Here is a 26,758-nt window from a genome sequence, read left to right as displayed (position 1 = left end):
TCTCCTCCTCGATTGGTCGGCGGTTGGTGCTGGCCTCGGGGCCAGTCTGGCATGTCAGTCGAGTCCGGCGAGGACAGTCTCAAGTGTGTCGAAGTGTGGTTGCGCGGCGGCATCCATCACCGCAGCTGCGCCGACGGCGTTGGCCGCGCGCAGGGATCGTGTGGGACTCAGTCCGGAGCGCAGGGCGATGGTCAGCGCCGCACAGAAGGCGTCACCGGCACCGACGGTGCTCACCGGGGTCCGCGGCAGAGCCTCGACGAAGGCGATCTGCTGTCCGTGCTCGAGCAGAGCCGAGCCTTTGGGTCCGTAGGTGACGGCCACGCATCTCGCATCCCGCAGCTGCGGGAGCAACGAGTATTCGGTCTCGTTGACGATGATGAGATCGGCCCGCTGGACCACCTCGGCGGGCAGTTCGATGGCGGGTGCGGCGTTGATGACGAGGTAACCGGGGACTCGACGGGCGAGTTCGCTGATGAGGTCGAGGGAGATCTCGAGCTGCGTGAGCACGGCTTCGTCCTCGCCGAAGTCGATGCCGTCGAGTCTGACCTGGGCGTTCGCTCCTTCGCACACGGCGATCTGGTTCTCCCCGTGCGCATCGACCATGACCAGAGCAGTTCCCGTCGCCACATCCACCTCGGCGATCGCGCGGCGGTCGACCCCGGCGCGATCGAGTGCCTGCAACATCGCCTCCCCCGAAGCGTCGTGTCCCACCGCCCCTATCATCCGGGTGCGGGCGCCGAGGCGGGCCGCTGCGGTGGCCTGATTCGCACCCTTCCCACCGGGCGAGTGGAGCAGCCGACCTCCGCCGACGGTCTCGCCCGCGGCCGGCAGGCGGCGGGTGGTCGCGGTGATGTCGACGTTGATGCTGCCGACGACGGCAAGATCGATGCTCATGGGACAAGGCTAGCGCGGCCGCTCGGGTGCGGGCCCGGGGAGAAGACGCGACGTAGGGGCTCAGCGAAGAGGGGCCTGCGCTGTCACCTATCGAGAAGGTGCGGAATGTGGCGGAGACAGATGGCGAGCTTCACGGCCGACGCCGAATACACAGAAAGCCCCGAGTTCCGCTTGTTCCACCGCTTCCCGAGGCTTCTCAATCGGGGTGAGTAACGGGACTTGAACCTGTGTATAAGTGCTGGTCGGGGCCATGATCGACGGATTCTCGGGCCTCCTGACACCCCGCGATGCCCCGGTATTTTCGCCCGGTAACGGTGGGATGTGGGTAAGAAGTGGACGAATCGTCATGTTGTTGACGGCCCGTATGGACGTCTGGCTCGACCAACACGAATTCTCACCTTCGAGCCATCTGAGCTTACGGTGTAGTCAGTACACTTCTGCCACTTAACACGGAGAAGACCCTGCCAATGGCAACTAAGAAGATCATCGAAACCCTGCAACGCCCAGAATTCACCACCGACACCCTTCAGATCGTGAAGACAGTCATCGCTGCCACGGCGGCATGGTGGCTGTCGATCACGATCCTCGACTCGGCCATGCCATTCCTCGCACCATGGACCGCTCTCCTCACCGTTCACGCGACGGTCTACCGGTCGCTCTCTCGAGGTGCGCAGTCGACGGTGGCCTCGGCGATCGGCGTTGGCCTGTCGTTCCTAATCGGCAGCTTCCTCGGGGTCAGCCTGTGGACGTTTGCTCTTGCATTGTTTGTCGGACTCATCGGAGCTCGCGTGACGTGGATCCGCGATGAGGGAATCGCCATTGCCACCACAGCGATATTCGTCCTTGGGAGCGGCTTCGACAGTCAGCAGCCCCTGCTCGTGGAACGCATCGTCGAGATCGCGCTCGGCGTCGCGGTCGGTCTCGCTGTCAACCTCATCATCATCCCGCCGATTCGGGACCGGCAAGCTTCCCGCTACGTCGACAGCATCAATCGGCGCATGGGCGACGTCCTGATGAGCATGTCAGACGAATTCAGCGACTCCTGGGACACCGACCGGGCTGAGGACTGGTTCCGCGAAACAGAATCGATGACCGACGAACTCAATACCGCTTGGCAGTCCGTGCGCTTCGCGCGAGAGAGCAGAAAGGCGAACCCGAGAGGAGACCTGCGAAAGACGCTCAAGAACCAGCGAGCGAACAGAGAGCACCATGAGGCAGGGGAAGAGGACTACTCGAACATTCTCTCTCGCGTCGATGAAGGGATCTCACACCTGCGGAATTTAGCTCGCACGCTCAGAGACGCCTCGTATGCCGAGGGGGAATGGGACACACGGTTCCGTCGCAAGTGGGCTGAGATCGTCAAGGACACCGGGCGCTCCATCAGTGACCCTGACGCCGATGTCGAACCGGTCTATGATCGTCTGGACTCGCTGGCGAAGAACCTCTCAGGCGATGGAAAGCTGCCCGAAACCTCCTGGCCGCTCTATGGAGCTTTGATCACGAGTCTGCGACACATCGTCGTTGTCGTCGACGACGTCGCTTCCGCTCGGGAGGCACGGGAACCGAACGACGCATAGGAGGGCATCGCTTCGAGACTACTTGGCCTCGCCGAAGTTCGCCCCGTCGAACCCGAGCCGTGCGGCCGTCCCGTCGACCCACACATCACCGACGTAGTCCAACACGAGGCGAGCGCGAACCGGAGCTGAGTGCGATCAGGGCTGCCTCGGGCGGGTAGTGTGTCTAGGACTGCCTGCCGCTTGAGTGCGCTTCCGGAGAGATGAACGCGACCATCTGACTTGGCCCAGGTGTGAACCACGGTGGCGACCCAGGCAGAACGAATTGCTGAAGTGCGCGAGCAGTTCACGTGCACGACTGACTCTCTGCCACAATGAAGATATGAGTGAAATCAGTGTCCGGCCGTCCCAAGGTCCAACGGACTATCCACCGCTCGTAGAAATCTGGCGGAGCGCGGTCGAAGCCACCCACGACTTCCTTTCCGATGAGGACAGGAATGCGATCGAATCCAAGCTAGTGAGCGACTACTTTCCTGCCGTTTCGCTCACTATCGCCGAGATAGATGGCCAACCAGCGGGATTCTCGGGAGTGCTCGACGGGAACTTGGAAATGCTGTTCGTCGACGCCGAGCACCGCGGTAGTGGTATCGGTACCAGACTTCTGAGTCACGCAATCAATGAACACGGTGTCAATAAGGTTGATGTCAACGAGCAGAATGTCCAAGCGGTTGGGTTCTATATACATCGAGACTTCCAGCAAATTGGCCGCAGTGAATACGACGAGGCCGGGCGACCATACCCGTTGCTGCATCTGCAATTGAGCTAGGGCATGTCCCCTCTGTTCGGAGCCCATGGCTCGACACGGTGGGAAAGTGGCTACACAGCAACGACATCAGGTCTTCACCGATGATCGGTGGGCACGGATCGAACCTTTACTACCCTCGAATGTCGGTAAGAGAGCCCGGCCGTTTGAGAACGATCGCCGGATCGTCGAGGAAGTCGTCTGCCGATATCGGGCTGGCATCGCCTGGCGCGACCCTGTCCGTGACCGCCTGGGACCTTGGCAGACGGCAGGGAGCTGATCGTGCTTACGGGTCCAGAGCCGATCGTGAGTACTTGCGTTCGCGATCACCTATCGGGCGGCGGTCGTGATCAGCGCGATCCTGACGTGGCTACGCCAGTAAAGGAGACATGGCCTAATCGGATCGCGCCGATAGGCTCGGTCTTCAGTGTCCAGCTTCGTCGAAGATATACGAGAATACGGACTCAAGTAACCGCGTTTATGCTGTAAGCTGGCTTGGCTTCACCGTGGACGCGCACGAGCCGCCCACACTCTTTCCGGAAGGCCCGCAATGGGATTCGCGCTGCCACACGTCACGATCATCTTCCTCGTCGGCCTTGCCATCGTCGCCGTCCTTTCGGCAGTGATCGCTCTGATCGCCAGCGCAGCTCTCAGGAAACGACGGCCGAGCAGGCCCACTCGCCCATACCTCTCCGAAATCGAAACACTCGCGGATCTCCGCGACCGCGGGGTCATTGAACAGGCGGAGTTCGACACGATCACCGGGCGGATCGCCAAACCGTGATCCGTTGAGCTACGCGAGCGTGCCATTCGACAGCAAGCGACATTCGGTTATCCTTAATCCATGCCGAACGCCAAGCAACCTTCCTCGACAGCCGTTTGGTATTTCGTCACCATGGCCTTCCTGTGCGCAGGTGCAGTCTTCGCCTTGACCCTCGGCGGTCAGTTGCTTGTCATGAGCACACTGCTCGCGCTCGGCGCCCTCGCGGGAATCTCGGGTGCGGTGGTCGCCATCAGGGAGTCAAGGGACCGGAAGCCGTCTCAGAGGTGAACGACCCGTTAGATGCCGCGAGTTCATAAGACCACGCGAGCAATGGTGATTCGCCCCGGGAATAATGGTGACAGTGAAGCCATGGAAGGGACTTCCCCGTCATGCCCCAGAGGAAATACCCGCTCGAGCTTCGTGAGAGAGCGGTCCGCATGGTCCTCGACGCACTCGAAACCGACCCCGGTGCCCGCCGCGACATGCTCCGCCGTATCGGTGACCAGCTCGGCGTGAACCCGGAAACACTGCGGCCCGGCACCACCACCGCTGATGCCCAGCGGATCAAGGACCTCGAGAAAGAGAACCGGGAGCTGCGCCGGGCCAACCATATCGTGAAGTCGGCCTCGGTTTGTCTCCCAACCCGGGACTTGAAAATGTGCACGTCCTTTCTCGATGTACGGCGACCATATGCGGCGACGTGGCTTCTCCGCCTCCCACGAAAGTATGGAATTGCGCGAAAACTTAACGATCAATCTGGCGATCGCAACTGGTGTCGAGGGCGTTGGTGAACGATTGCTATTCATCCGTCTATGCCACACTGGCCCCTATGGTCCCTGGCACCGTGAACGAGCTGTCCGCGCATGACCGGATGATCCTCGACTTGGAGAAGACCGCGCACACTGAGATTGCCCGTGACTCCTTGTGCCGGCGGATCGATCTCCCGGCCGAGAAGTATTCGATCGTGCTTGAGGGGCTGATGGATACGGATGCGGCGTACAGTTACGCTCCGGACGTTGTGGAGCGTGTTAGGCGGTTGCGGGCGGAACGGTTCGCTTTCGAACGAAGGCAAGGCCGGTGGAAGACGTTCATGCAGTAGGCCAGCGTCGCGACGCTGGATGTAGTTCTCCGGAATAGGATGCTGAGAACCTTTGAACAATGGAGTGACGCATGTACAACTTTGATCCCAGCATCCCGATCACGGAGTTCGAGCAGCGCTCAACTGGGCAATCGCCGAGTACAACGGCGATGAGTCTGCCTCCGCAATTGCGGTCTGCACTCACCGGCGCTCGAACAAGTCGAATAACCCGATCATCGCGCGTTTCATTGACTCACATCGCGAAGTCAATCATGTGATCGGTCGAGGTGTCCGCGGAAGAGTCGAGAATGATCCCCTGGTCATCGCCTGAGACGACCCAGAGGACATCGCTGCGGCGGTGGCCGCAGTTGGGCTCAGGTCTCCTCGATCGAAGTTATCGAGTGGGTGACCGAGAACATCTACCCCTGGGTGAAGTATTCGAAAGCTGAGCCCCTTGGCGATCCTTCGATCTGGGACGAACAGAAAGCCGAAATAGATCCTGCGATCATCCGGGGCCCGGAGGGAATAACCAGCCTCATCAACCACAACACCACTATTTCGGGCGCGGAATTCGAGAAGGACCACACTGTGGGGCCGTTGTCATGCTTCAGGATGCCGGTTATGCGATGGATCCCAGAGCCATCAAGGGCTGGGCGGCGGCGAATGGATGGAGGGCAGACAACGTAGAGCATCTTGGGGATGATGTCGATCAGATCAACCGTGGCGGTCGCCCTCGGTTCCGTAAGGGTTCCACACGGAAGGACTACGTCAAATTCCCAGAAAGTGAAGTCGACGGCTCGCCTAGCTAGTCGGAGAACGTCACCAGTCTCGGCCCCGGTTCCCCGACAATCTTCCACCCGTACTCCCGTCCTGCGTCGGGGTCGCTGGTCTCCATGCACAGGCCGGTCGTCAGCAGCCATTGTCGGTGCCCCCCCGGTCACGCCTGCGACTCATCTACAGGCCTTCGGCGCTGTCAGGTGGCGTAAAGTAGCGTCTCCTCAACAGGAAGAGAACGAACCAGACTATGACTGCCACGACGATTGCCGTGAACACCAGATCGAACATGTCGGCACCACGAGCAAAAAACCCGGGGAGCACGAACGCGAGCACATAGGCACACAGCAGTGCGGCTCCCTGGCGCACGCTGCCAATGAAGCTCTTCACTTCGGGGCGGGTACTTTTCGAACGGTAAGACAACCAGACCCCTACGGCGATGAGTGCCGAGACGCCGAGTAACCCCCAGACGACTCCTCCCACGGGTTCGTGTCGAAGGAAAGCTTTGACGACTTCCGCAAGAGAACCCCACGCGCAGAGCGCGGAGACGCCAAGCAGCAACGTGTACATCTTTGAAGTCATTCGTTTGCAGGCCCTTCGAGTCAGCGGCCCCCATGGTAGCTCGTCCATGGGGGCCGCATAGAGTCAACGGTCTCTCAAAGAGCTTCGCCGATCTCCCTGATTGATTCGTCAGTCTCCCTTGTTGAGCTTCTCGATGATCTTCTTCACGTGAGGCTTCAGCGCCTTCTTGATCGGAGTGGTCATCGCCTTCTTAGCGGCTGCTCCGATTAATCCACGGGGACTGCGCCGAACACGCAGTCGACGCCGATGCCGATCGCAATATCTGTGGCTTCGTCGACGCCGCCGTTCTTCGAGGCGTTCTTGACCTGGGTCTTACCCTCGCCAGTCGCCACTGATGCAGCACATCCGACGATGGCCGCAGCGGCCCAGACCGGTAGAGCCTGTGTTCCCACTCCGTCTTCTTCGGATTCGGAGAGCAGGTTGGAGCGCAGGCTCTTTGCTTCTGCAGAGGTGATCGACCCGTCCTTTTCGGCCGCGTCGATGGCTTTGGCAACGTCTGATTCTAGGTTCGCAGCGTCGTCTTTGGTGAGACCGACTTCTTTCAGCTCTTCTTCGGACAGTTCTAGGTTCTTCGATTGTGAGCTTTGGGTGGAGCTCTGAACTTGAACTGTTTCGCTTGGAGAGGCGGTTGCTGGTGTGATGCCGACGGCCGCGATAGTGAGGCCGGTGATGGTAGTCGCTGCGAGGGCGGACTTGAGGATTCTCATCGGTCTTCCAATTCTCTGTGGGGTGTGACGGAATTCACCTCAAGCAGGGGTCTTCGGGAAGGTCAACCTTCGCGTTGATCCGATTCTCAGTCGAGCGTCCACGTCAGCTTTCCTTGCCATTCCGCGGAACGTTGCTTCGTCAGGACGCCCTCGGTGCTGAATCCTCCGCACGTTCTTTGAGAAATCTTTGATTCTCTCGTCAGTGCACTTTGAGGTGCGGTCAACTGAGTGTTCGGACAGTCGCCTCTCTCACCGATATTGGTGCTCTCGAGGCGCTGGTTGGTATTCAGGCAACGGTCCACGGATGAACTGTGTGAGTCTCACGCCGGGTGGCTGACTGGTCGTGGTGGACTGGTCGGTCACTGCCTCTCCCACTTCCTGGCTCCTTCGGCTACAGTCCTGGACACGGTCGACGTGGAGGTCACCTTGTGTGGGTAGTCGTCGGGATATTGCTCAGCATCACCCTCATACGCTGGCTGGGAGCAGAGCTGTTCTCGCCGTCTCCATCTCCCCCGAAAAGGTCTGCTGGCTCTGAGCCGCGGCCCCCCGCCCTGCCTTCGAATACAGTAATGCAAGCGAAAAACGGCTGTCGAAAGAGGAGGCTGATTCCGAACTGGTCCGCGACGAGAGCGGATTAAACGCGTTCTCAGTCAAGCTTCGAGATGGTGAACTCCGATGTGTGAGTGCGGTGTCAAGCCCCGGGTTCTGTGGAGAGCCTGCGCGGAACTGAAATGGTCAGGCCACGCCAGCGGCCGTCTCGGAAGCAAAGTATTCGGTCTTAGTGTGTGCCCAAACGGTGCTCAAACACTGGTGGTGAATATGAAAGAAGCCCCGAGTTCCGCTCGTTCCAGCAGTTCTCGGGGCTTCCTCGTCAGGGTGAGTAACGGGACTTGAACCCGCGACATCCGCGACCACAACGCGGCGCTCTACCAGCTGAGCTATACCCACCACAATGCCTGCAACCAGGTTCAGGCAGCAAGATACATCTTAACCTCAGGACCTCGGCCGGGCAAACCAGAACCGCCCATGGTGCACAATGAGACACAGATCTCCTGACGTGCAACGATTCAGTAGCGATGTATAACGGTTTCGGAAAAGCGGTAGGAGCACTCCATCATATTCAATAGGATTGTCACGGCCCTGCCCCCGAAACCGCCCAAGGAACCCTGTACATGACTCGAGCGCTGATCTCCGTCTCCCAGGACGGGTTCACCTACCTCTCCCTCAACGGGGCGACGAGTCGCTACTCCGACACCGGGCAGGCCATGACGTACCTTGGGGACTATGCGCGAGAGACCGCGACACGGGTGTCGGTGACTATCGACAATGGCGACCAAGGCGTCGACGTCCTCATCGATGAGACCGGGCAGGTCGGGGCGGCGCTCACACCCCCGGCCGGGAGTCCGACATCCGACTCGACACCGACCGCCGCCTCTGCCTCGGCACCTCCAGCCGACTCGACGCCGTTCGCGAACGGCAGCGCCGGTTCGGCCAGCACCTCCTCCGACTCCGCTCCCGAGACCGACAGCGCCACCACCTCGGCGACCAAGGGCGACGGCTCCGACGCGAGTTCTGCGGCTGCCCCCGATGACGGCGCCGAGGCGGCCAACGGTGAGGAATATCCGCTCGGCACCCCGTTCTCCGGACCGGCCACCCCGGCGGCACCACAGGTGAAGAAGACCCGGGTGCGCAAGCACGCTCCCCGGAACCGGCCGCAGCAGCTGAAGAAGATCACAGTGCCCGGACTCGTCCTCATCGGGATCGCGATCCTCATGATCGGGGCCTTCGTCATTCCCAACATCGTCCCCTCCGGCTCCCCCGATTCGCCGCAGACCATCGGTTCCGAGCGGCAGGTCAACCCCGCCTCTGAACTCTCGGTCGACTCGACCGACGACGTCGTTCCCAGCTTCAGCAACTCCCCGAAGTGGGAGACGAAGGTCCCCAGGGACGCCTCCGTGACCGCCTCGGACCGCGGCGTGCTCGTGGTGAACAAGGGCAAGCTGCAGGTCCTCGACGCCACCACGGGCGAGGAACGCTATTCCGGTGAGGTCGACGAGGCCCCGACCTTCGCCGTGGACACGATCATCGACGGCAAACCGGCACTGCTGTGGCAGGCGGGCGACACCGCCGAGGCGCTCTTCGACGGTGAGAGCGAACCGAAGCGGTACCAACTGCCGCAGAAGGCACGCATCACCTCGGCGGGCACGAGCGTGCTCATCAAGTCGGGCAACAAGCTCTCGACCTTCGGCGCCGATGGCCTGGTCAACGTCCCCACCCCGGAACCCGGGTCGACGCCGATGGCGATCGAGAACGATGAACTCTTCAGCTCCGACTGGAACGGGCCGGTCAAGGCCGAGAACATCGAGTCCGGTGACGAACGCAGCATCGATCTCGAACCTCCCGCCGATGATCTGCAGATCATCGATTGGATCTCTGCCGGACACGGCAAGGCGATCACACTGTGGGGCGAACAGGGTGCCTCGACGAACTCGGGGCACCGGATCCAACTCGTCGTCCACTCACTCGAGGACGGCTCGATCCTCTCGACTGTGACGACAACGACCGATATCGTCGGCGAAATGTCCTGGGTCCGCGGCCAAGGCGGCCAACGCGCCTACATCGGCCCGTACCTCTTCAACCTCGAGAACGGTCTGCTGCTCATGGACACCTCGAGCAAGGACATCAATCTCTCCGAACCGCGCGGAACGATCGTGCCCTGCACCATCGACAACGAAGCATCGTGCCTGCTGGCAGGGCAACACGCCTACCGTACGGACACGCGACTGCTCGCCATGACCGACGGCGGCAACACCGTCATCGTCGACGGCGAGGATTCGACCATCCGCGCCTATGACAAGAAGTCAGAGACTCAAGAACAGTGAAGCGCGGCTTTTTCACGTCTGGCCTAGCCATTATGATGGTGATCGACGTACCCATGCGCCATGTTCCCTTGAGTAAATGATGTCGGAATCCCCACCGCGAAGGAACCCAGTGCCAGCCACCCGCGAGTTCAGCCGCCGAGCGGCCGCCCTCGGCACTGCCCTTGCCCTGCTGATGCTGCCCTTCTCCGACACTCTGACCTCCACTGCCGCATTTTCCCAGCCCAGTCCCGCCGCCGAGGCGGACTCCGCCGATTCTGCGAACGCAGGCTCCGATTCCGGTTCGTCCGCGGCAGCTGATGGTGCCGATTCCGGCGGTTCCGATGCTGCCGCCGAGGCAGTCGCCGGTTCCGATTCTTCGAGCGACGGCAGCGATTCCGTCGAGGCAGGGGCCGACGGTGGAGGCTCCGATAGCGCCGAGAGTGCAGAGGCCGAGAGCGACGAACAGGGCGGCGCCGGCAATGCCGAAGGCGAGGCCGACGACGACGGCAACAGCGAGAGTTTCGACGAAGCCTGCGCACCGCCGGCGGATGGGAAAGATCTCCCTGAGGGCAAACCGTGCAAGCCTGCCAGCGAGTTGACCGGCAAGTGGGACAAGAGCGCTAAGACCCTCAAGCTCGATCCGCCCAACGGCGGAAAGGGCGATATGCCTAAGAGTTGGGTCGGGGAAGAATTTTCCAGCCCGCGTAAGCTCGTCCGCCTTCCACTCCAAGGCTCGGACGGCGCCAACGTGGAAGGCAGCACCGACGACAGCGGAAATAGCATCCCAACTGCCGCAAATGTGCCAAAGAAGCTTGCATTCGATGACGAGGGCTACCTAGTCGATGGGAATTCACAGTCACAGCACGTGACTTTTGAACATGACCCTGAGTGGAGCTTCACCTCTGACGGCACCGACATCGAAGTCATTGGTGATCCCTACGACGACTCGGACAGCGACGACGGAAGCAATGCCTCTTCCAGCGCGAGCTCCGATGACAACGGCGGCTCCCAGGACGGTTCTTCGCAAGGCTCGAACAATGATGCCGACATGTCCGCCGGAGACGAAGGAACGGCCGATGCCGACGGTTCCGACTCCGACAGCGGCGGCAGCCAAGCCGACGGCAACGAGTCCGCTGCCGCGTCGAGCTCGGACTCCAACAGCTCCTCCAACGGCAACGACAGTGGGTCGAACAGCGGCTCCTCCGCGAACAGCAATGACCGCGACCGCGCCTCGGCCAATGCAGACGCAGATTCGGCGGACGCCGATCGCAATGGGCGAGACTCCGATTCGAGCTCCTCTCGCAACTCCGATTCGTCGAGCAGCTCGGAAGGCCTGAGCAGCTCAGACGGCTCAGACTCCGGGAACTCCGACGACGACGGTTCCGATGACGCGGACTCCGATGACAAGAACGGTTCGGGGACTGCCACGGGCCCCGACGGACGCGAAGGTGACGACAACACGCCGGATCCCTCGACCGGCAACGGCTCGCAGGACGAACGCGATGAGATCCCCGGCGACACCGGCGACGACTGGCTGCCTGGCAACGACGAATCAGCACCTCCCCCGGACTATTCCGACCCGGTGCCGCGGAATCCGGATTCTCCGGCCCCCGATGACGATACTGACCTCATCACCGGCGGCGATCAGCCCTCACCGCGCGGCAACAGTCAGCCCTCGACCTCGTTCGGCGAATCCATCGTCTCAACGATCGTGAGCTCCTGGCCGGTCTTCGTCCTTGCCGCCTCCGGCATGGCCGCCGTCGGATTCATCATCTACATCATGGGACGACGCAACAAGCAGGAGTAAGTTCGGCCTCTGCCTTCCATCCCCTGGCATAGACTCGCAGCCATGGACCTCTTCGACGCAGAACTGCGCGTCATCGAAGCCGCCGCCGCGCTGGCCGATTCCCTGGGCACAGACTCGAACCACACCGTCGCCGCTGCGGCCATGGACACGAACAGCCGCATCCACACCGGCGTCAACGTCTTCCACTTCACCGGTGGGCCCTGCGCGGAACTCGTCGCCATCGGCACTGCCGCTGCCGCCGGAGCCGGCCCACTGGTCACGATTGCGGCCGTCGGCGATCACGGTCGAGGTGTGCTCCCGCCCTGCGGCCGATGCCGGCAGGTCATCCGCGACCTGCATCCGGACGCTCTCATCGTCCTTCCCGGAACGGAGGGGGCCGCGCCGGACATCTCCCCGGTCTCCGCCCTCCTCCCCCATTCCTACCGCCACCCGGACGCCGCACCCGTACGCCTCCTGAGATTCCACGCCCGCTACTTCGAGGCGGTCACCTCGGCGAGGAAGACACTGACCGTCCGCTGGAACGAAGCCCATCAGACCGGCCCGGCCCTCGCCTACTTCGAGAGCACCGCACACGGGACAACGCCGGTCGAGGTCACCTCGGTGACGTCGCGCCGCCTCGGCGAGCTGACCGCCGCCGATCTGCACCTGTCGCAGAACTCGGACGTGACCTCCTATATTGCGAATCTGCACGAGCACTACCCGACGATGCCCGATGAGGCGGTCGTGGAGATCGTGACTTTCCGGATCACCCCGGGCAATATCTGACACCGAGAGATTTCAGCGGTTAAGCTTGACAGCGAACCACTGCGGCACCCCCGTCGCAGGCACCGATGTATTCTCGACCCGGAGGACGCGACCCGATGACTGACAACGTCTACACCTCAGATGTGACCGTCGATAAGGCAACACCCGCACAGCTCGCGGAATCGATCCGCCTGCGCGAGGAGCGGATCGCGGACAACATCGACGAGCTCGTCGGCCGCATCCGCCCGAAGGTCATCGCGACCCGCGCGGTCAACAAGGCCAAGTCCGGCGTCGTCGAGGAAGACGGATCCCCCAAGACCGAAGCTGTGGCCCTCGGCGCCGGCCTCGTCCTCGGTGTGGCAGCCCTCGTCGTCGGACTGTCCGGCCGGAACAAGCGTGGCTGATTCCGCTCTGCCCATCCGCATGCTCCACGACCGGATCCTGCTCGATCCGGGCGAGGAGGCCGGGGAACGCAAATCCTCGGCCGGGATCGTCATTCCGGCGACCGCAAGCATGGGCAAGCGGCTCGTGTGGGGCAAGGTCGTTGCGGCCGGCCCACACGTGCGGCAGGCCAACCTCGGCGACACCGTCCTCTACGACCCGGAGGACCTCGCCGAGGTGGAGCTCGAAGGCACAGCGTATGTGCTCCTGCGAGAGCGCGACGTGCACGCGATCTCCGAACCGGCCGAGCAGTCGAGTTCGGGAATGTATCTGTAACGTCGGGTCGGTTGCACCTCCCCGAAACCCGCCAGTTCAGACTCGTCATCAGTGGGTTCCGGATCGCAAAGAGCGGGCGATGGACGACCGCGACCTGCAGGTATGCGACATCGGTCACAAATACCCAGATGGTTCGCTCTCGGTTTGCATGGAGGCTGGGAACCTGAGTAATATTAATTCTCGTTGCGCCACGTGCGCAGCACGCACCTCTAGCTCAATTGGCAGAGCAACTGACTCTTAATCAGTGGGTTCCGGGTTCAAGTCCCGGGGGGTGCACAGCAGCAGCAGCAGAACCGCCGTTCGGATCATCCGGACGGCGGTTTTCTGCATTCATCCACATTCGCTGCAGACCGCATCGCGAAGTCTGAATAAGTCGTCACTGGTGACGACATATTCAGGCTTCGCGTTGATCGAGCCCAGCTGGATCGAGTTTCGCGTTGATCGAGCCGAAATTGGCGCGGATTGGGCGTTGACCGCCGAAACGCCTCAGGCCTGGCCGGCGCGAGCGTAAGCTCCGAGCACTTGGCGCTCCGAATCGCCGAGGTAGCCCTCGAGCAGCCTCGCTGCCTCCGCGGGGCTCTCCCCCAGGTAGGCATCGAGGACTCCCTGGTTGCGATCGACGAACGGGGCGTGGAGGAAGTCGAGGACTTCGACCTTGAGGAACGCCAGACGCAGTTCGGCGAGGACATTGCCGAACGAGCGCATCAGGCGCACACTGTCTGACATGGACACGAGGGCGTTGTGAAAGCTCATGTTCGCGGTTCCCACGAGCAGCCAATCCTCGGCAGCGGCTGCCGCCTTCGCCTGTTCGACGGCCTCGGCCATATGCACGGCATGGGGGTGATTGCGCGGAGCACGTTCGAGCACCGAGCACTCGATCGCCCGGCGCACCCGATAGATGTCGACGACATCGGCCGTATTCGGCGAAGCCACGGACACCCCGCGATGTGGAATGTGCTGGAGCAGACCCTGCTCACCCAGAACGCGAAAGGCCTCACGCAGGGTATTGCGGGAGACATCGAAACGCTCGACGAGCGAGGCCTCAGAAAGTTTCTCCCCGGGCCGCAGCTCTCCGGCAGTGAGAAGCTCGGTGAGCCGATTGACCAGGGACGATTCGTGAGTCATGAGCCCCAGTCTAGTGACCGGGACCATATTCTGCTGACGGAAGCAGGCGGGAAATGTGAAGTGGATCTAGTTTTGTAGAACAATCGATGCTAGATTGTTCACTACAAATTCGCCACGGCGGTGAGCTGAGACACAGCGGTCGCCCCCGACCGCCGGAAGCGAAATAACCACCCCCGACATCATCCACAGTGGGAGACGCCATGTCAGAATCGCCCAACGAGTCGCGAGAGACCTCGACGAGCTCCGGCTTTGCAGAGAAGACCGCCGGAAAGGTCAGTCGCAGTGCCGTCGTCGGGGCCATCTTCCTCATGGCCACTTCGGCGATCGGGCCGGGATTCATCACCCAGACCGCCACCTTCACCGCGCAGATGGGGGCGGCGTTCGCCTTCGCCATCCTCATCTCGATCCTCATCGACATCGCCATTCAGCTCAACATCTGGCGCATGATCACCTCCTCGGGCAAACGTGCCGCACAGCTGGCCTCCTCCGCGGTGCCGGGATCGGGCATCCTCCTCTCCGTCCTCATCGTCATAGGCGGTCTCGCCTTCAACATCGGCAACATCGCCGGCGGCGGCCTCGGACTCAATGCGCTGCTCGGCATCGACCCGAAGTTCGGCGGCATCGTCACCGGAATCCTCGCCATTGCGATCTTCCTCTTCAAACGCGCGGGCAAGGTCGTCGACACAGTCGTCATGATCCTCGGCGTGGGAATGATCATCCTCACCGTCTTCGTCGCCATCGTCTCCTCCCCTCCGGTGGGTGAGGCGATCAAGCAGTCCTTCCTGCCCGACACCATCAACTTCGCCACGATCACGACGATCGTCGGCGGAACCGTCGGCGGCTACATCACCTACTCGGGTGCCCACCGCTACCTCGACTCCGGACACAGCGGTCCCGAACATGCCGCCGGAGTCATGCGCTCGGCACTGACCGGCATCATCGTCACCGGCATCATGCGCTACGTGCTCTTCCTCGCCATCCTCGGCGTCGTCGCCTCCGGTGTCGCACTCGACCTGCAGAGCCAGGTGGCCAACCCCGCCGGTCAGGCCTTCGCCGCCGTCCTCGGCGACGCCGGCATCCGCATCTTCGGCGCGATCTTCTGGGCCGCGGCGCTGAGCTCGGTGATCGGCGCGGCCTACACCTCGGCGACCTTCCTCTCCGCGTTCTCCAAACGCCTCAACGGAGGCTGGCCGCTCCAGCTGGCCACGGTCGCCTTCATCGCCGTCTCGCTCATCGTCTACGTCATCCTCGGCACGGCACCGGCGACCCTGCTCGTCTTCGTCGGCGGCTTCAACGGCCTCATCCTGCCCATCGGCCTGTCGATCTTCATGTACATCGGCTGGTTCAGACCACGACTGCTGCGGGTAACGTCGTACCCGAAATGGCTGCTGGTCATCGGCACGGCCGCCACCCTCGTGACCTTCTACACCGCGATCCAGTCCATCGGACCCATCTTCGCCATGATCGGAATAGGAGCCTGACAATGAATCGCACCACCTCAGCACGCATCGATCTCAACTCCGACCTCGGGGAGAACGTCCCCGACCGCATCGTCAGCGACGACGAAGCCATGCTCGGCCTCGTGACCAGTGCCAACGTCTCCTGCGGCTTCCATGCGGGCAGTCCCGAAGGCATCCGCACCACTCTGGCAGCGGCGACGAAGGGCGGAGTCGTCATCGGCGCTCACCCCGGATACGACGACTACGAAGGCTTCGGTCGCCGCGCCCTCGACGTGCCTCCCGCCACCCTGCAGGCTCAGGTCGAATACCAGATCGGCGCCCTGCTGGGGCTGACGGCCGCGGTCAGCGGAACCGTCGCCTACGTCAAACCCCACGGCGGCCTCTACAACGCGATCGTTCGTGATGAGGCCCAGGCCAAGGTCGTCGTCGACGCGGTCAAGGCCGTCGACGATTCGCTCGTCTTCCTCGGGTTGGCCGGCAGCGTGGCCAACCGGGTCGCCGCCGAGGCGGGACTGCAGGTCGCCGCCGAAGCTTTCGCCGACCGCTCCTACAATCCGGACGGATCCCTGGTCTCCCGTTCCGAGTCCAATGCGGTTCTCCACGACGCCGAGGCGGTCGCCGCCCGCGTCCTGCGCCTCGTCGAGACCGGGCAGGTCGAGGCGATCGACGGCAGCCTCGTCGACGTCGACGCTCAGTCGATCTGCTTCCACGGCGACTCCCAGGGCTCGATCGACATGGCCCGCGCCGCCCGCAAGCTCCTCGAATCCTCGGGTGTACGCATCGCCGCCTTCGCCGGGTCGGGCCGATGAGTGCGACGACCGACGCCGAGGCGCGGGCTAGGGCCGGAACCGGCGCCGGATTCGGCGGCGCCGACGCAGGGGCCGGGGCCGAAGCGCGCGCCCGCGTCCGCGCCGGATTCGATGGCCCCACCTCGGGGCTGGCACCCGGACTCGTCCAGGCGAACCTCATCGCCGTGCCCGCCGACTGGGCCTTCGACGTCCTCCTCTTCGCGCAGCGCAATCCGAAGCCGTGCCCGGTCATCGACGTCCTCGAACCCGGACAGGTCGAATCCGCACTCGCCGCGGGCAGCGACATCCGCACCGACATTCCCGGCTACCGGATCTGGGAGAACGGGGTCCTCGTCGACGAGGTCGCCGACGCCGCCGAGGCCTGGACCGACCATCCCGACCTCGTGTCCTTCCTCATCGGCTGCAGCTTCACCTTCGAATCGGGCCTGTCCGCGGCGGGCATCCCGATCCGCCACCAGGAGGCCGGTCGGAACGTGCCGATGTACCGGACGACCACCGCCTGCTTCCCGGCCGGTCGCGTCCGCGGGGACATGGTCGTCTCCATGCGCCCGATTCCCGCCCACCAGGTCGCCGAGGCGGTGCGGATCACCGATCGATTCCCCGCCGTCCACGGTGCCCCCGTCCACATCGGCGACCCTGAGCAGATCGGCATCACCGACCTCGACCACCCCGACTTCGGGGACGCCCCCTCTATCCAGCCCGGCGACGTCCCCGTCTTCTGGGCCTGCGGCGTCACCCCGCAGGTCGCGATCGCCGAGTCCGCTCCCCCGTTCGCCATCACCCACTCACCGGGGAAGATGTTCGTCACCGACACTGAAGAAGGGGCCTTTCGCCGATGACCGCTGACCTCGTCTTCCACACCGCCTCCCGGCGCCACCTCCTCGTCGAATGCCCCGACCTCGGCGCCACCATGCGCCTGCACCACGCGCTCGAGGCCGCCGATCCGACCGGCGTCGACGAACTCATCCCCGCCGCCCGCACCGTGCTCATCCGCTTCGACCCCGCCTATACCAGCGCGGCGGCCCTCGAAGAGCAGATCAGAGGCCTCGACCGGACCGAGACCGATTCCGGTCAGGCCCGACATGTCACCATCGACGTCCGCTACGACGGGGAGGACCTCGCCGAGGTGGCCGAACTGCTCTCCCTCTCCCCCGCCGAGGTGGTCGCCCGGCACCAGCAGGCCAGCTGGGAGGTCGCGTTCGCCGGTTTCGCCCCCGGGTTCGGTTATCTGGCCGGCGACGATCCGATCTTCGACGTCCCGCGCCGGTCCTCACCTCGGACCCGCGTGCCGGTGGGCGCGGTCGCTCTGGCCGGGGAGTTCACCGGGGTCTACCCCCGTTCCTCCCCCGGCGGCTGGCAGCTCATCGGCAGCACCGATGCCACCTTGTGGGATCTCGACAGGGATCCCCCGGCCCTGTTCGTTCCCGGCACGATCGTGACCTTCCAGGAGGCCGAACGTGAGACGGTGAGTGTCGGCAGCGTCGCAGCGACGGACGCTCCGTCGGCTGGCTCGGCTAGCGAGGAGACCCCAGCCTCCGCCCACCGCTTCGAGGTCCTCCGGCCCGGTCTGCAACTGCTCGTCGAGGATCTCGGACGACCCGGTTTCGCCGGTATGGGCGTCTCGAGCGCTGGTGCCGCGGACCGTTCGGCGCTGCGCCTCGCCCACCGCCTCGTCGGCAATGACGAGACCGCGGCCGGGCTCGAGAGCTTCGGCGGCGGAGCCCTCCTGCGCATCACCGGAACCGGAGTCGCCGCGGTCACCGGCGCCCAGGGACCGATCACCGTGACCGCCGTCGACGGCACCACACATCACCCCCGCCTCGGCGAGCCCTTCGGCCTCGAGGACGGCGACGAACTCGAACTCGGCTCCCCCGAACGGGGCATCCGCCGGTACCTCGCCTTCCGCGGCGGCATCGACACCGCTCCCGCCCTGGGCAGTCGGTCTGCCGACACGCTGGCCCACCTCGGCCCGGCCGCCCTCGAGTCCAGGGACATCGTTGCGTTCGGCGACCCGAAAACGGCACCCCACCCCGTCGATCCGGGAGCGCCGAGAAGCACTGAACGCGATCTGCCGCAGGCCGGGGAGACCGTGACGCTGAGCATCACCCTGGGGCCACGGGACGACTGGTTCACCTCGGCTGGCATCGAGACCCTGCTGGGGCAGGAGTGGACGGTGACTCAGGAATCCGACCGAGTGGGCCTGCGCCTGGCCGGCGAGACTCCCCTCGAACGCTCCCGCACCGGGGAGCTGCCGAGCGAGGGCGCGGTGACCGGGGCACTGCAGGTCCCACCCGATGGGCAGCCCGTCCTCTTCGGGCCCGATCACCCACTGACCGGCGGCTATCCGATCATCGCCAGCGTCGACGACATCGACCTCGCCGGGCAGCTGGCGCCCGGCGTGAAGCTGCGATTCACCACCGGCCCCACCGCCGCCCCATCAGAGACCACCCGCTCATCGAACGACGGAAGCTGAATCATGTCGAGAATCCTCATCGCCAACCGCGGCGAAATCGCCGTCCGAGTCATCCGCGCCTGCGCCCACCACGGGCACACCTCCATCGCCGTCTACGCCGACCAGGACGCCGAGGCCATGCACGCCCAGCTCGCTGACGAAGCCTACGGACTGCCGGGTACCAGCGCCGCGGAGACCTACCTCAACATCGATGCCATCATCGCCGCGGCGAAGGAATCCGGCGCCGAGGCGGTCCATCCCGGGTACGGGTTCCTGTCCGAGAACGCGGACTTCGCCGCCGCGGTCGAGGGCGCCGGAATGATCTGGATCGGGCCCACGGCCCAGACGATCACCGCCCTCGGCGACAAGGTCACGGCCCGTCAGCTGGCGCAGAAAGTCGGGGCGCCGCTGGCGCCGGGAATCGACCGCCCGCTCGAGAGCGCGAGCGAGGTCGAGGACTTCGCCGAGCAGCACGGACTGCCGATCATCATCAAGGCCGCCCACGGCGGCGGCGGCCGCGGAATGAAGATCGTGAGGGAGCTCGGCGAGATCGCCGGGGCCTTCGAATCGGCGACCCGCGAGGCCACGGAGGCCTTCGGCCGCGGCGAATGCTTCGTCGAGCGCTACCTCGAACGCCCCCGTCACGTCGAGGTCCAGGTCATCGGCGACGGACAGGGCAGAGTCGTGGCCGTCGGCGATCGGGACTGCTCCGCCCAGCGCCGGAACCAGAAGCTCATCGAGGAGGCCCCCGCCCCGGGGCTGAGCGTCGAGCAGCGCGAACGTCTCCACCGGTCGGCAGAGGCGATCTGCGCCGAGGTGGACTACCGGGGAGCCGGGACTGTGGAGTTCCTTCTCGCCGCCGACGGAACCATGACGTTCCTCGAGGTCAACACCCGCCTGCAGGTCGAACACCCCGTGACCGAGGTGACCTCGGGCGTCGATCTCGTCGGCGAACAGTTCGCCATCGCCTTCGGTGAGGGTCTGTCCCTGTCGGCCACTCCCGAACCGGTCGGGCATGCCATCGAACTGCGCATCAACGCCGAAGATCCAGGCCGCGGCTTCCTGCCCACCCCGGGACGCATCGACGCGCTGGCCGTTCCCGGCGGTCCGGGAGTGCGCTGGGATGCCGGAGTCCGGGCCGGTGACACCGTGCAGCCGGCCTTCGATTCGCTCTTCGCCAAACTCATCGTCTACGGACCGGATCGGCCGACCGCGATCGCGCGGACCGTGACCGCGGCGAGGGAGCTGACGGTCGACGGCCCGGCCACCGTGCTGCCGTGCTCGCTGGAGATCCTCACCGACCCCGCCTTCACCGCCGAGGACCTGGGCATCCACACCCAGTGGATCGAGGCGGAGCTCCTACCCCGCTTCGAAGCTCAGGACCGGCCCGCTCCGGTCGAAGATTCGAGCTTGGAGCGCATGAACATCGAGATCAGCGGGAAGCTGACCACGATCGGTCTGCCGGGTCGGCTGATCGCCGCACTCGGATCGGTCGGGGGCGGGTCCGCAGCCTCTGGTGATAGCGGTTCGGGCAGCGAGGCGGCCGACGCCGGTGCCGTGACGGCTCCTGTTCCCGGCAGCCTCGTCGACTATCTCGTCGATGACGGCGCCGAGGTGGCCGCGGGTGACGATATCGCCGTGCTCTCGGCGATGAAGATGGAGACCCGGGTGCAGGCGAGCGCCTCGGGGACACTCAAGCACGTGGCGAAGGTCGGCGACGCCATCGCCGTCGGTGAGGTCGTGGCTCGGGTCGGGTGAGGCCGTGGCCCGGGTCGGATGACTATGGCCAGGGTCGGGTGAGACTGTGGCCAGGGACGAGTGGGGCCGTGCCTCGGACCGATGAGATCGTGTCCGGCACTCGCATTAAAGTGGACGGTGACGAGATACATCAGCTCGAGAAGAGGAGAACACATGCCACGCCTTTCGGTCGGCGACACCGCCCCTGACTTCACCCTGGTCAACCAGGACGGGAAGTCCGTCACGCTCAGCGAGTTCAAGGGCCAGCGCGTCGTCGTCTACTTCTACCCCGCCGCGATGACTCCCGGCTGCACCACCGAGGCCTGCGACTTCCGCGATTCGCTTTCGGCCTTGGGGGCCGCCGGTCTCGTCGTCCTCGGCATCTCCCCGGACAAGCCGGAGAAGCTGAAGAAGTTCGCGGAGAAGGAGGGTCTCAACTTCGACCTGCTCTCCGACGAGGACAAGACCATGATGGAAGAGTGGGGCGCCTTCGGCGAGAAGAAGAGCTACGGCAAGGTCGTCCAGGGCGTCATCCGCTCGACGGTCGTCGTCGACGCCGAGGGTGCGGTCGAACTGGCTCAGTACAACGTCAAGGCCACCGGACACGTCGCACGAGTCTGCAAGGCACTGGGCATCGACGCAGCCTGAGAGCCTCCTTTGCACCGGGAGACGCGGCATCCGCGTTTTCAGCATCACGTGCCCGCCCTGCTAATCTTGAGGGCGTCGCGCGCGAGTGGCGGAATTGGTAGACGCGCTGGATTTAGGTTCCAGTGTCTGCGGACGTGGGGGTTCAAGTCCCCCCTCGCGTACACAGCGAAATCGGCCTCTGGCCGGGAAGCATCTTCCCGGTCGGGGGCCTATTCGCGTAGTGTTGCCCTGCACGTCGCTGTGCTTCGACCCGAGGAAGGACCCCACCGCAATGGCATCCGATCTGCCGCTGACCATCCGTCCCGTCGTCCCTGCCGACGAAGCCCGGTGGCGTGAGCTCTTCCGTGGTTACCGCGAGTTCTATCATCTTCCCGAATCCGAAGACGTCGTCTCCCGGGTGTGGGGGTGGCTCACGGACAGCGAACATGAGTGCAATGGCCTCGTCGCCGAGGCGGATGGCCGCATCGTAGCGATCGCCGACTACCGCCGCTTCTCACGTCCTTCGACCGGCAGTGTCGGCATCTGGCTCGACGACCTCTTCACCGATCCCGAGGCACGTGGAAGCGGGGCCGGCCGGGCGCTCATCGCCCGACTCCAGGAGATCGCCGCGGAAGAAGGGCGCTCGGTGGTCCGCTGGATCACCGCCGCAGACAATGCGCAGGCGCAGGTGCTCTACGATCAGGTGGCGACGAAGACGAACTGGGTCACCTACGATGCGCCACCGGAGTGATCGCCTGACCCCTCGACCATGATCGAAAGCGAAATCCTCCGATTCCTCGGCGCCGGAGCCAGTCTCGCCGGTCTCGGGGTGGTGATGGGGATCAGCCCCACTCTCGTCGCCGAGACCCTGCGTGTGCTCACCGGCGTCACCCGCGCCTATCGCGCGATTGCGTTCATGCTGCTGGGCCTGACCATCGGTGCCACCCTCATCCTGCTTCTTCTCCAGGTCGTTGATCCGCGGACCTTCGAAGCGTTGCTCAGAGGCGATGTCGAGCGACTCCTCGTCCACCGCAGCGTCGACCTCGCAGCCGGTGCCGTCTTCGTCATCGCGGCGATCATCATGGGACTGCGTCTGCGACGGTCACCCACGCCGAGACGGCCCCGCAGTCGACCCAGCGGCAGAGCCTGGGAGATGACGCTCATCGGTGCCACGAACACCCTCCTCGGCTTCAGCGGATTCGCCACGATGTACCTCGCGGCACGGGTGATGCGAGCGGTCAGCGAGGATGATGCCCTCCGGGTGTTCTCCTACGCTGTGTTCGTCCTCGCGATGCTCGCGCCCTATGTGCTCCTCGCATGGGCATGGAGACGGTTCCCGTCCGTCTCGACGAGAATCACGAGATTCTTCTCCCGTCTCGCAGGGGTCGATACCCGCCCGTGGTCGACCGGGCTGACGCTGATGGTCGGACTGGTGTTCCTTGCCGTGGGAGTCTGGGGCGAACCGAAGCTCTGAGCCCGCAGGTCACGTTTCCGGACCCAGGGCCCCCGCATGGTGCTGCTGGGCCAGCAGGACGAGGGCATCGAGATCGGTGCGCGCCACGGCATCCGTCGCCTCGGCGTACTCATCGATGCGAGCGAGGATGAACTCGAGCTGTTCCTTCTCCAGCTCACCGATCCGCACGCACGGCAATCGCGTAGGCAGGAGAATTCTTCGCGCTGGCCCAACCTCGCTCGGCGACGATGCGGGCGAGGAGTGCCACCGCCTCCCCCGGGGAATTCGCCTTCGCCCGACTCTCCCACCAGCGTGTCCGGAACCACCGCCATCGCGTCGAGGACGGATGATCCTCGGTCGACAGTATCGATGACCAGGCGGACCTTGGCCAGGGGAAGTCCCGCGACGGTCGCCGAGGCTGGGATGAGGCGAAGTCGCTCGAGGTGATCGGTGTCGCAGACCACCTGGTTTGCGCTCGTCCGCCTGCCCGGCTGCAGCAGGCCCTCCCGCAGGCCGTGCTTGATCGTCGGCTGCGCAGAGTTCGGGACCGCTGCGCTCGTCCATCCGGTCCACCGCAGGCTCCATCCTCACGATCAGCTCACCTTCGAGAGGGGCCTGCTCAGAACATTCGGCAGGGTGATGCCGATCGGCATGACGGTGGCGACGATCCTCGGCATCATCGTCAGTGGCTCGGCTCTGCCCGCACCTCATCTGCACCGACGGCGAACGCCAGCGGACAGGACCCTGCCAGCTGCCGGGACTCGGCCAGCGGCCGGGCCGCCAGAGCCTTCAAGTTCCGGCAATGCGGCGCCGGAGTTCCTCGCTGCCTGCACCGGTGAGGTCGGCTGCGAAACTCGGCCGTCCGGCCATCGCCATGACGAGGGCAAGGACACTGCTGGTCACCTGCGGCCCATCACCTGCGGAGAAGTCGGCATCGTCAGCCTCAAGGGTCAGTCCTTTGATGAGAGTTCTGCTGTTGACGGCGAAGTCTTTGCTGGCGAAGTAGCGCGCCACCTCCACCAACGCCTCACGACTTGGCATCAGCTTCAGCCCGAGTGGTCGCGCGATGTCCTGGCCGTGGACGATGACCTCGCCGAGAAAGGCGGGATAGTCCTTTGTCGGGGCGATGGTCGCGGTGATCGATACGCGGAAGGTCGCGAGTGTCTCGTACGGACTGCGGCCCCGGTAGCGAGAGAGCAGGCGAGCATTGTGTTTGGCCGGATCGAACCCGGCGGCGAGGATGCTGCGAATCCACGCCCAGCGACCGGTGTTCGCCGCAGCACTCAGGTGCGCCACCACCTCCTCGACACTCCAGTCGGCACACAGCGTCGGTGCATGCCACTGTTCGGCATCGAGCCGGTCGAGCAGTTCCGCAAGTCGCGCGCGCTCAGTATGGATCAGCGTCCAGTGCTCGGCATCACCCATCGGATCCACCTGTGCGATCGCTTGGATTAGCCGCCTCCAACCGCAGCCGCAGACCGTCGATGAGCGCGGTCAGTCCGAGTTCGAAGGCGGCGGTCGCCCCGTAAGCGGTGGCATTGCGCGGGTCGAGTGCGCTGCGCACATAGCTGAAGCGCGGGTCGACGGAGGTCTGGTCGAGCATGTCACCGGGGGCGAGGATGTCGAGCGCGGAACCGAGCACATGCGCCTCGACGGTTCTGATCACCGCGATCACCTGGCCCTCCGGCCATCCTCCGCGCTCGAGACCGGCGACGATCGAGTCGTACATCGCATAGGTCGATCGATCCCGAATCGATGTCGTTGCGAGCAGTCGGATGAGATTCGGATGCGCGGCGAAGGCACGCAGGTAAGACCGCGCCCACCGCTCGAGGGCGATATCCCAGGAGCTCGCCTCTCCCCCGTCAGTGCCCCCGTCGGCGTCGGCGTCGGCGAACGGAACGATGTCGATGCCCTCGACGATCCGAGCACGCATGGCCTCGATGAGCTCTCCTCTGCCGGCAACATGGTTGTACAGCGACGACACCTGCCGATCGACCCGGGCGGCGAGCATGCGCATCGACAGCGCCTCGGCGCCCTCCTCATCGACGAGGTCGAACGCGGCCGCCACCAGTCGTTCACGATTGAGCCTCATGAAATCTCATCACCTCTTCCCGCAGACCCCACCTGGAGTGTATCGTGCTGTAGGTCACAACACGAACACTGTTCGTACACATCGCCGACCTCAGCCCTGGAGGACAAGACGTGCCCACCACCCTTTTCGACAACGGCACCATCTGGCTCGGCGCCGAGGCGGAGCCGAGCGAAGCTCTCCTCGTCCGCGAGGGTGTCATCGCGGCCGTCGGACAGGCGGACTGCGAGTCGGCTCTCGCCGAGATGGCCGAGTCGGATCGGACCTCCGTCGAGCACGTGGATCTCTCCGGCGGGTTCCTCATGCCGTCCTTCGCCGACGGACATGCCCACCCGATCTTCGGCGGCCTCGAGGCCGAAGGCCCGCAGGTGCGCTCGTGCGCGAGCGTCGAGGAGATCGTCGCCGAGGTGCGTCGCTTCGCCGAGGGCAACCCAGAGGTCGAGTGGATCACCGGCGCCTCCTACGACGGCAGCCTCGTCGAAGGCGGGCTCTTCGACGCCCGCTGGCTCGATGCAGCGGTTGCCGACCGTCCCGTCGTGTTGCGCGCCTGGGACTACCACACGGTGTGGTGCAACTCCCGAGCCCTCGAACTCGCCGGCATCACCGCCGAGACTCCGGAACCGGAACTCGGCGAGATCCCCCGCCGCGCTGACGGCTCCCCGCTCGGAACACTGCGGGAGTGGGGTGCCGTCGACCTCGTCGATGCGGTCCGTCCGCCGCAGGACGAATCGGTGCGCCTGCGCTCCCTCGAACGGGCGAGCGCCTACTACCTGCAACGCGGGGTCACCTGGGTCCAGGACGCCTGGGTCGAACCGGCCGACGTCGACACCTACGTCACGGCATCGCAGCAGGGACGACTCTCCACCCGCTTCAACCTCGCCCTCTATGCCGATCCACGGCATTTCGCACGGCAGCTGCCGGCGATGATCGCCGCCCGGGAGCGCGTGCAGGCCCTGGCCGATCCGATGCTCACCGCCCACACCGTGAAGTTCTTCGCCGACGGCGTCGTCGAGAACGAGACCGGTGCCCTGCTCGAACCCTATTGTTCATCCCTGCACAACCACGGCCTGCGGGTTTGGGAGGGCGAGACCCTCGCCGAGGCGGTGGGCGCGGTCGACGCCGCCGGCTTCCAGGTCCACATCCATGCGATCGGCGACGCCGCGGTGCGACAGGCCCTTGATGCGATCGAGTCGGCCATCGTCGCCAACGGTCCGCGCGATCGTCGCCCCGTCATCGCTCACGCCCAACTCGTCGACGCCGCAGACCTCTCCCGTTTCGCGGAACTCGGAGTGATTGCGAATATGCAGCCCCTGTGGGCACAGCTCGACGATCTCATGACCGTTCTCACGGTGCCCCGCCTCGGCGAGGATCGGGCCGCGCAGCAGTACCGGATGCACAGCATCCTCGCTGACGGAGGCACACTGGCCTTCGGTTCGGACTGGCCATGCACCTCGGGCACGCCGGTCGAGGGCCTGGCGATCGCGATCAGCCGACAGACCGAGGACGGCGACCCCGCCGACGGGTGGATCCCTGCCGAGATCTTCGACATCGCAGACGCCCTCGACGCCTATTCCACGGCCGTGGCCCACCAGGGCTTCGCGGACGCCTCCCCCGCGCCGTGGGGTCGGATCACGGTCGGAGCAAGCGCGGACCTCGTCGTCTTCGCGCACGATCCGCGCACTCTCAGTCCCCGCGAACTCGCGGCGGCCCCTGTTCTCAGCACCTACCTCGGCGGCGTCGCCGTGTCTGCATCGGCCTGATCG

At 64.6% G+C, this 26,758-nt stretch carries 28 protein-coding genes and 3 tRNA genes; 23 read left to right on the top strand and 8 right to left on the bottom strand.

Going from position 1 to position 26,758, the window contains the following annotated elements; genetic code table 11:
• Nucleotides 1–54: 54 nt before the first annotated feature.
• The gene (locus tag CV023_RS08070; RefSeq protein ID WP_230744953.1) at nucleotides 55–894 is read right to left on the bottom strand and encodes a ribokinase; all 840 of its coding nucleotides are present in this window, start codon (nucleotides 892–894) and stop codon (nucleotides 55–57) included.
• A 467-nt stretch (nucleotides 895–1,361) separates the two neighbouring features.
• On the opposite strand from CV023_RS08070, the gene CV023_RS08065 reads away from it, so the two are divergent.
• The 7 genes from CV023_RS08065 (at nucleotide 1,362) to CV023_RS08040 (ending at nucleotide 5,072) form a co-directional block, all read left to right on the top strand.
• A complete protein-coding gene (locus tag CV023_RS08065) occupies nucleotides 1,362–2,471 on the top strand; it encodes an FUSC family protein (RefSeq protein ID WP_230744952.1) in 1,110 nt (369 codons plus the stop codon).
• A gap of 319 nt (nucleotides 2,472–2,790) precedes the next feature.
• Nucleotides 2,791–3,234: an acetyltransferase gene (locus tag CV023_RS08060; RefSeq protein WP_230744951.1), complete on the top strand. Its 444-nt coding sequence runs from the start codon at nucleotides 2,791–2,793 to the stop codon at nucleotides 3,232–3,234.
• 25 nt (nucleotides 3,235–3,259) lie between these two features.
• On the top strand, nucleotides 3,260–3,490 hold the full coding sequence (locus CV023_RS19120; RefSeq protein ID WP_350309910.1) for a transposase: 231 nt from the start codon (nucleotides 3,260–3,262) through the stop codon (nucleotides 3,488–3,490).
• A 270-nt stretch (nucleotides 3,491–3,760) separates the two neighbouring features.
• Nucleotides 3,761–3,994: an SHOCT domain-containing protein gene (locus tag CV023_RS08055; protein WP_230744950.1), complete on the top strand. Its 234-nt coding sequence runs from the start codon at nucleotides 3,761–3,763 to the stop codon at nucleotides 3,992–3,994.
• Nucleotides 3,995–4,054: 60 nt separating this feature from the next.
• Nucleotides 4,055–4,261, top strand: coding sequence for a hypothetical protein (locus CV023_RS08050; protein WP_230744949.1), 207 nt, complete (start codon nucleotides 4,055–4,057; stop codon nucleotides 4,259–4,261).
• 149 nt (nucleotides 4,262–4,410) lie between these two features.
• Nucleotides 4,411–4,764, top strand: a complete 354-nt coding sequence (locus tag CV023_RS08045) for a hypothetical protein (RefSeq protein WP_230744948.1) — start codon at nucleotides 4,411–4,413, stop codon at nucleotides 4,762–4,764.
• A 53-nt stretch (nucleotides 4,765–4,817) separates the two neighbouring features.
• A complete protein-coding gene (locus tag CV023_RS08040) occupies nucleotides 4,818–5,072 on the top strand; it encodes a DUF3263 domain-containing protein (protein ID WP_230744947.1) in 255 nt (84 codons plus the stop codon).
• 933 nt (nucleotides 5,073–6,005) lie between these two features.
• Here CV023_RS08040 and CV023_RS08035 read toward each other — a convergent pair.
• The 3 genes from CV023_RS08035 to CV023_RS08025 all read right to left on the bottom strand — a co-directional run bounded on the left by CV023_RS08035 (nucleotide 6,006) and on the right by CV023_RS08025 (nucleotide 8,062).
• Nucleotides 6,006–6,395 carry a hypothetical protein gene (locus tag CV023_RS08035; RefSeq protein WP_230744946.1) on the bottom strand — a complete coding sequence of 130 codons (390 nt, stop codon included), beginning with the start codon at nucleotides 6,393–6,395 and terminating at the stop codon, nucleotides 6,006–6,008.
• A 218-nt stretch (nucleotides 6,396–6,613) separates the two neighbouring features.
• Nucleotides 6,614–7,114 (bottom strand): hypothetical protein, encoded by a 501-nt coding sequence (locus CV023_RS08030; RefSeq protein WP_230744945.1) that lies wholly within the window; start codon nucleotides 7,112–7,114, stop codon nucleotides 6,614–6,616.
• Between the two features lie 875 nt (nucleotides 7,115–7,989).
• A tRNA-His gene (locus CV023_RS08025) sits at nucleotides 7,990–8,062 on the bottom strand.
• Between the two features lie 224 nt (nucleotides 8,063–8,286).
• Between CV023_RS08025 and CV023_RS08020 the strand changes: the two genes are divergently transcribed.
• The 6 genes from CV023_RS08020 (at nucleotide 8,287) to CV023_RS07995 (ending at nucleotide 13,519) form a co-directional block, all read left to right on the top strand.
• Entirely contained in the window at nucleotides 8,287–9,996 is a 1,710-nt protein-coding gene (locus CV023_RS08020) for a hypothetical protein (RefSeq protein WP_230744944.1), read from the top strand.
• Nucleotides 9,997–10,105: 109 nt separating this feature from the next.
• The gene (locus tag CV023_RS08015) at nucleotides 10,106–11,782 is read left to right on the top strand and encodes a hypothetical protein (protein ID WP_230744943.1); all 1,677 of its coding nucleotides are present in this window, start codon (nucleotides 10,106–10,108) and stop codon (nucleotides 11,780–11,782) included.
• A gap of 42 nt (nucleotides 11,783–11,824) precedes the next feature.
• Nucleotides 11,825–12,547, top strand: coding sequence for an ASCH domain-containing protein (locus tag CV023_RS08010; protein ID WP_230744942.1), 723 nt, complete (start codon nucleotides 11,825–11,827; stop codon nucleotides 12,545–12,547).
• Between the two features lie 95 nt (nucleotides 12,548–12,642).
• Nucleotides 12,643–12,930 (top strand): DUF3618 domain-containing protein, encoded by a 288-nt coding sequence (locus CV023_RS08005; protein ID WP_230744941.1) that lies wholly within the window; start codon nucleotides 12,643–12,645, stop codon nucleotides 12,928–12,930.
• The gene (locus CV023_RS08000; RefSeq protein WP_230744940.1) at nucleotides 12,923–13,243 is read left to right on the top strand and encodes a GroES family chaperonin; all 321 of its coding nucleotides are present in this window, start codon (nucleotides 12,923–12,925) and stop codon (nucleotides 13,241–13,243) included. Before CV023_RS08005 ends, CV023_RS08000 begins: the two co-directional genes overlap by 8 nt.
• Nucleotides 13,244–13,446: 203 nt before the next feature.
• Nucleotides 13,447–13,519: transfer RNA gene (locus CV023_RS07995), tRNA-Lys, on the top strand.
• Between the two features lie 210 nt (nucleotides 13,520–13,729).
• Here the strand turns inward: CV023_RS07995 and CV023_RS07990 are convergent.
• Entirely contained in the window at nucleotides 13,730–14,368 is a 639-nt protein-coding gene (locus CV023_RS07990; protein ID WP_230744939.1) for a GntR family transcriptional regulator, read from the bottom strand.
• A gap of 200 nt (nucleotides 14,369–14,568) precedes the next feature.
• Between CV023_RS07990 and CV023_RS07985 the strand changes: the two genes are divergently transcribed.
• The 9 genes from CV023_RS07985 (at nucleotide 14,569) to CV023_RS07945 (ending at nucleotide 22,927) form a co-directional block, all read left to right on the top strand.
• Nucleotides 14,569–15,849, top strand: a complete 1,281-nt coding sequence (locus CV023_RS07985; RefSeq protein ID WP_230744938.1) for an NRAMP family divalent metal transporter — start codon at nucleotides 14,569–14,571, stop codon at nucleotides 15,847–15,849.
• A gap of 2 nt (nucleotides 15,850–15,851) precedes the next feature.
• Nucleotides 15,852–16,637: a LamB/YcsF family protein gene (locus CV023_RS07980; protein WP_230744937.1), complete on the top strand. Its 786-nt coding sequence runs from the start codon at nucleotides 15,852–15,854 to the stop codon at nucleotides 16,635–16,637.
• On the top strand, nucleotides 16,634–17,476 hold the full coding sequence (locus CV023_RS07975; RefSeq protein WP_230744936.1) for a putative hydro-lyase: 843 nt from the start codon (nucleotides 16,634–16,636) through the stop codon (nucleotides 17,474–17,476). Before CV023_RS07980 ends, CV023_RS07975 begins: the two co-directional genes overlap by 4 nt.
• A complete protein-coding gene (locus CV023_RS07970) occupies nucleotides 17,473–19,110 on the top strand; it encodes an urea amidolyase family protein (RefSeq protein ID WP_230744935.1) in 1,638 nt (545 codons plus the stop codon). The genes CV023_RS07975 and CV023_RS07970 overlap by 4 nt, the downstream gene beginning before the upstream one ends.
• Nucleotides 19,111–19,113: 3 nt before the next feature.
• On the top strand, nucleotides 19,114–20,847 hold the full coding sequence (locus CV023_RS07965) for an acetyl/propionyl/methylcrotonyl-CoA carboxylase subunit alpha (RefSeq protein ID WP_230744934.1): 1,734 nt from the start codon (nucleotides 19,114–19,116) through the stop codon (nucleotides 20,845–20,847).
• A gap of 153 nt (nucleotides 20,848–21,000) precedes the next feature.
• Nucleotides 21,001–21,474: a thioredoxin-dependent thiol peroxidase gene (gene bcp / locus CV023_RS07960; protein ID WP_230744933.1), complete on the top strand. Its 474-nt coding sequence runs from the start codon at nucleotides 21,001–21,003 to the stop codon at nucleotides 21,472–21,474.
• Between the two features lie 79 nt (nucleotides 21,475–21,553).
• Nucleotides 21,554–21,635, top strand: a tRNA-Leu gene (locus tag CV023_RS07955).
• 110 nt (nucleotides 21,636–21,745) lie between these two features.
• A complete protein-coding gene (locus CV023_RS07950) occupies nucleotides 21,746–22,204 on the top strand; it encodes a GNAT family N-acetyltransferase (protein ID WP_230744932.1) in 459 nt (152 codons plus the stop codon).
• A gap of 18 nt (nucleotides 22,205–22,222) precedes the next feature.
• Nucleotides 22,223–22,927: a hypothetical protein gene (locus tag CV023_RS07945; protein ID WP_230744931.1), complete on the top strand. Its 705-nt coding sequence runs from the start codon at nucleotides 22,223–22,225 to the stop codon at nucleotides 22,925–22,927.
• Between the two features lie 9 nt (nucleotides 22,928–22,936).
• Here CV023_RS07945 and CV023_RS07940 read toward each other — a convergent pair whose 3' ends face one another.
• From CV023_RS07940 to CV023_RS07930, 3 genes are all read right to left on the bottom strand, one after another.
• Nucleotides 22,937–23,095: a hypothetical protein gene (locus tag CV023_RS07940; RefSeq protein WP_230744930.1), complete on the bottom strand. Its 159-nt coding sequence runs from the start codon at nucleotides 23,093–23,095 to the stop codon at nucleotides 22,937–22,939.
• A gap of 600 nt (nucleotides 23,096–23,695) precedes the next feature.
• The gene (locus CV023_RS07935; RefSeq protein ID WP_230744929.1) at nucleotides 23,696–24,331 is read right to left on the bottom strand and encodes a maleylpyruvate isomerase family mycothiol-dependent enzyme; all 636 of its coding nucleotides are present in this window, start codon (nucleotides 24,329–24,331) and stop codon (nucleotides 23,696–23,698) included.
• On the bottom strand, nucleotides 24,324–24,998 hold the full coding sequence (locus CV023_RS07930) for a TetR/AcrR family transcriptional regulator (RefSeq protein WP_230744928.1): 675 nt from the start codon (nucleotides 24,996–24,998) through the stop codon (nucleotides 24,324–24,326). The genes CV023_RS07935 and CV023_RS07930 overlap by 8 nt, the downstream gene beginning before the upstream one ends.
• A 110-nt stretch (nucleotides 24,999–25,108) precedes the next feature.
• Between CV023_RS07930 and CV023_RS07925 the strand changes: the two genes are divergently transcribed.
• Complete coding sequence (locus CV023_RS07925) at nucleotides 25,109–26,755, top strand: amidohydrolase (protein WP_230744927.1); 1,647 nt, start codon at nucleotides 25,109–25,111, stop codon at nucleotides 26,753–26,755.
• The last annotated feature ends 3 nt before the right edge of the window (nucleotides 26,756–26,758 follow it).

This window comes from Brevibacterium sp. CCUG 69071, from assembly GCF_021023135.1.
Classification (GTDB): Bacteria; Actinomycetota; Actinomycetes; order Actinomycetales; family Brevibacteriaceae; genus Brevibacterium.
Note: the sequence above shows the minus strand (reverse complement) of the source record. Positions and strands in the feature narration are given on the sequence as shown.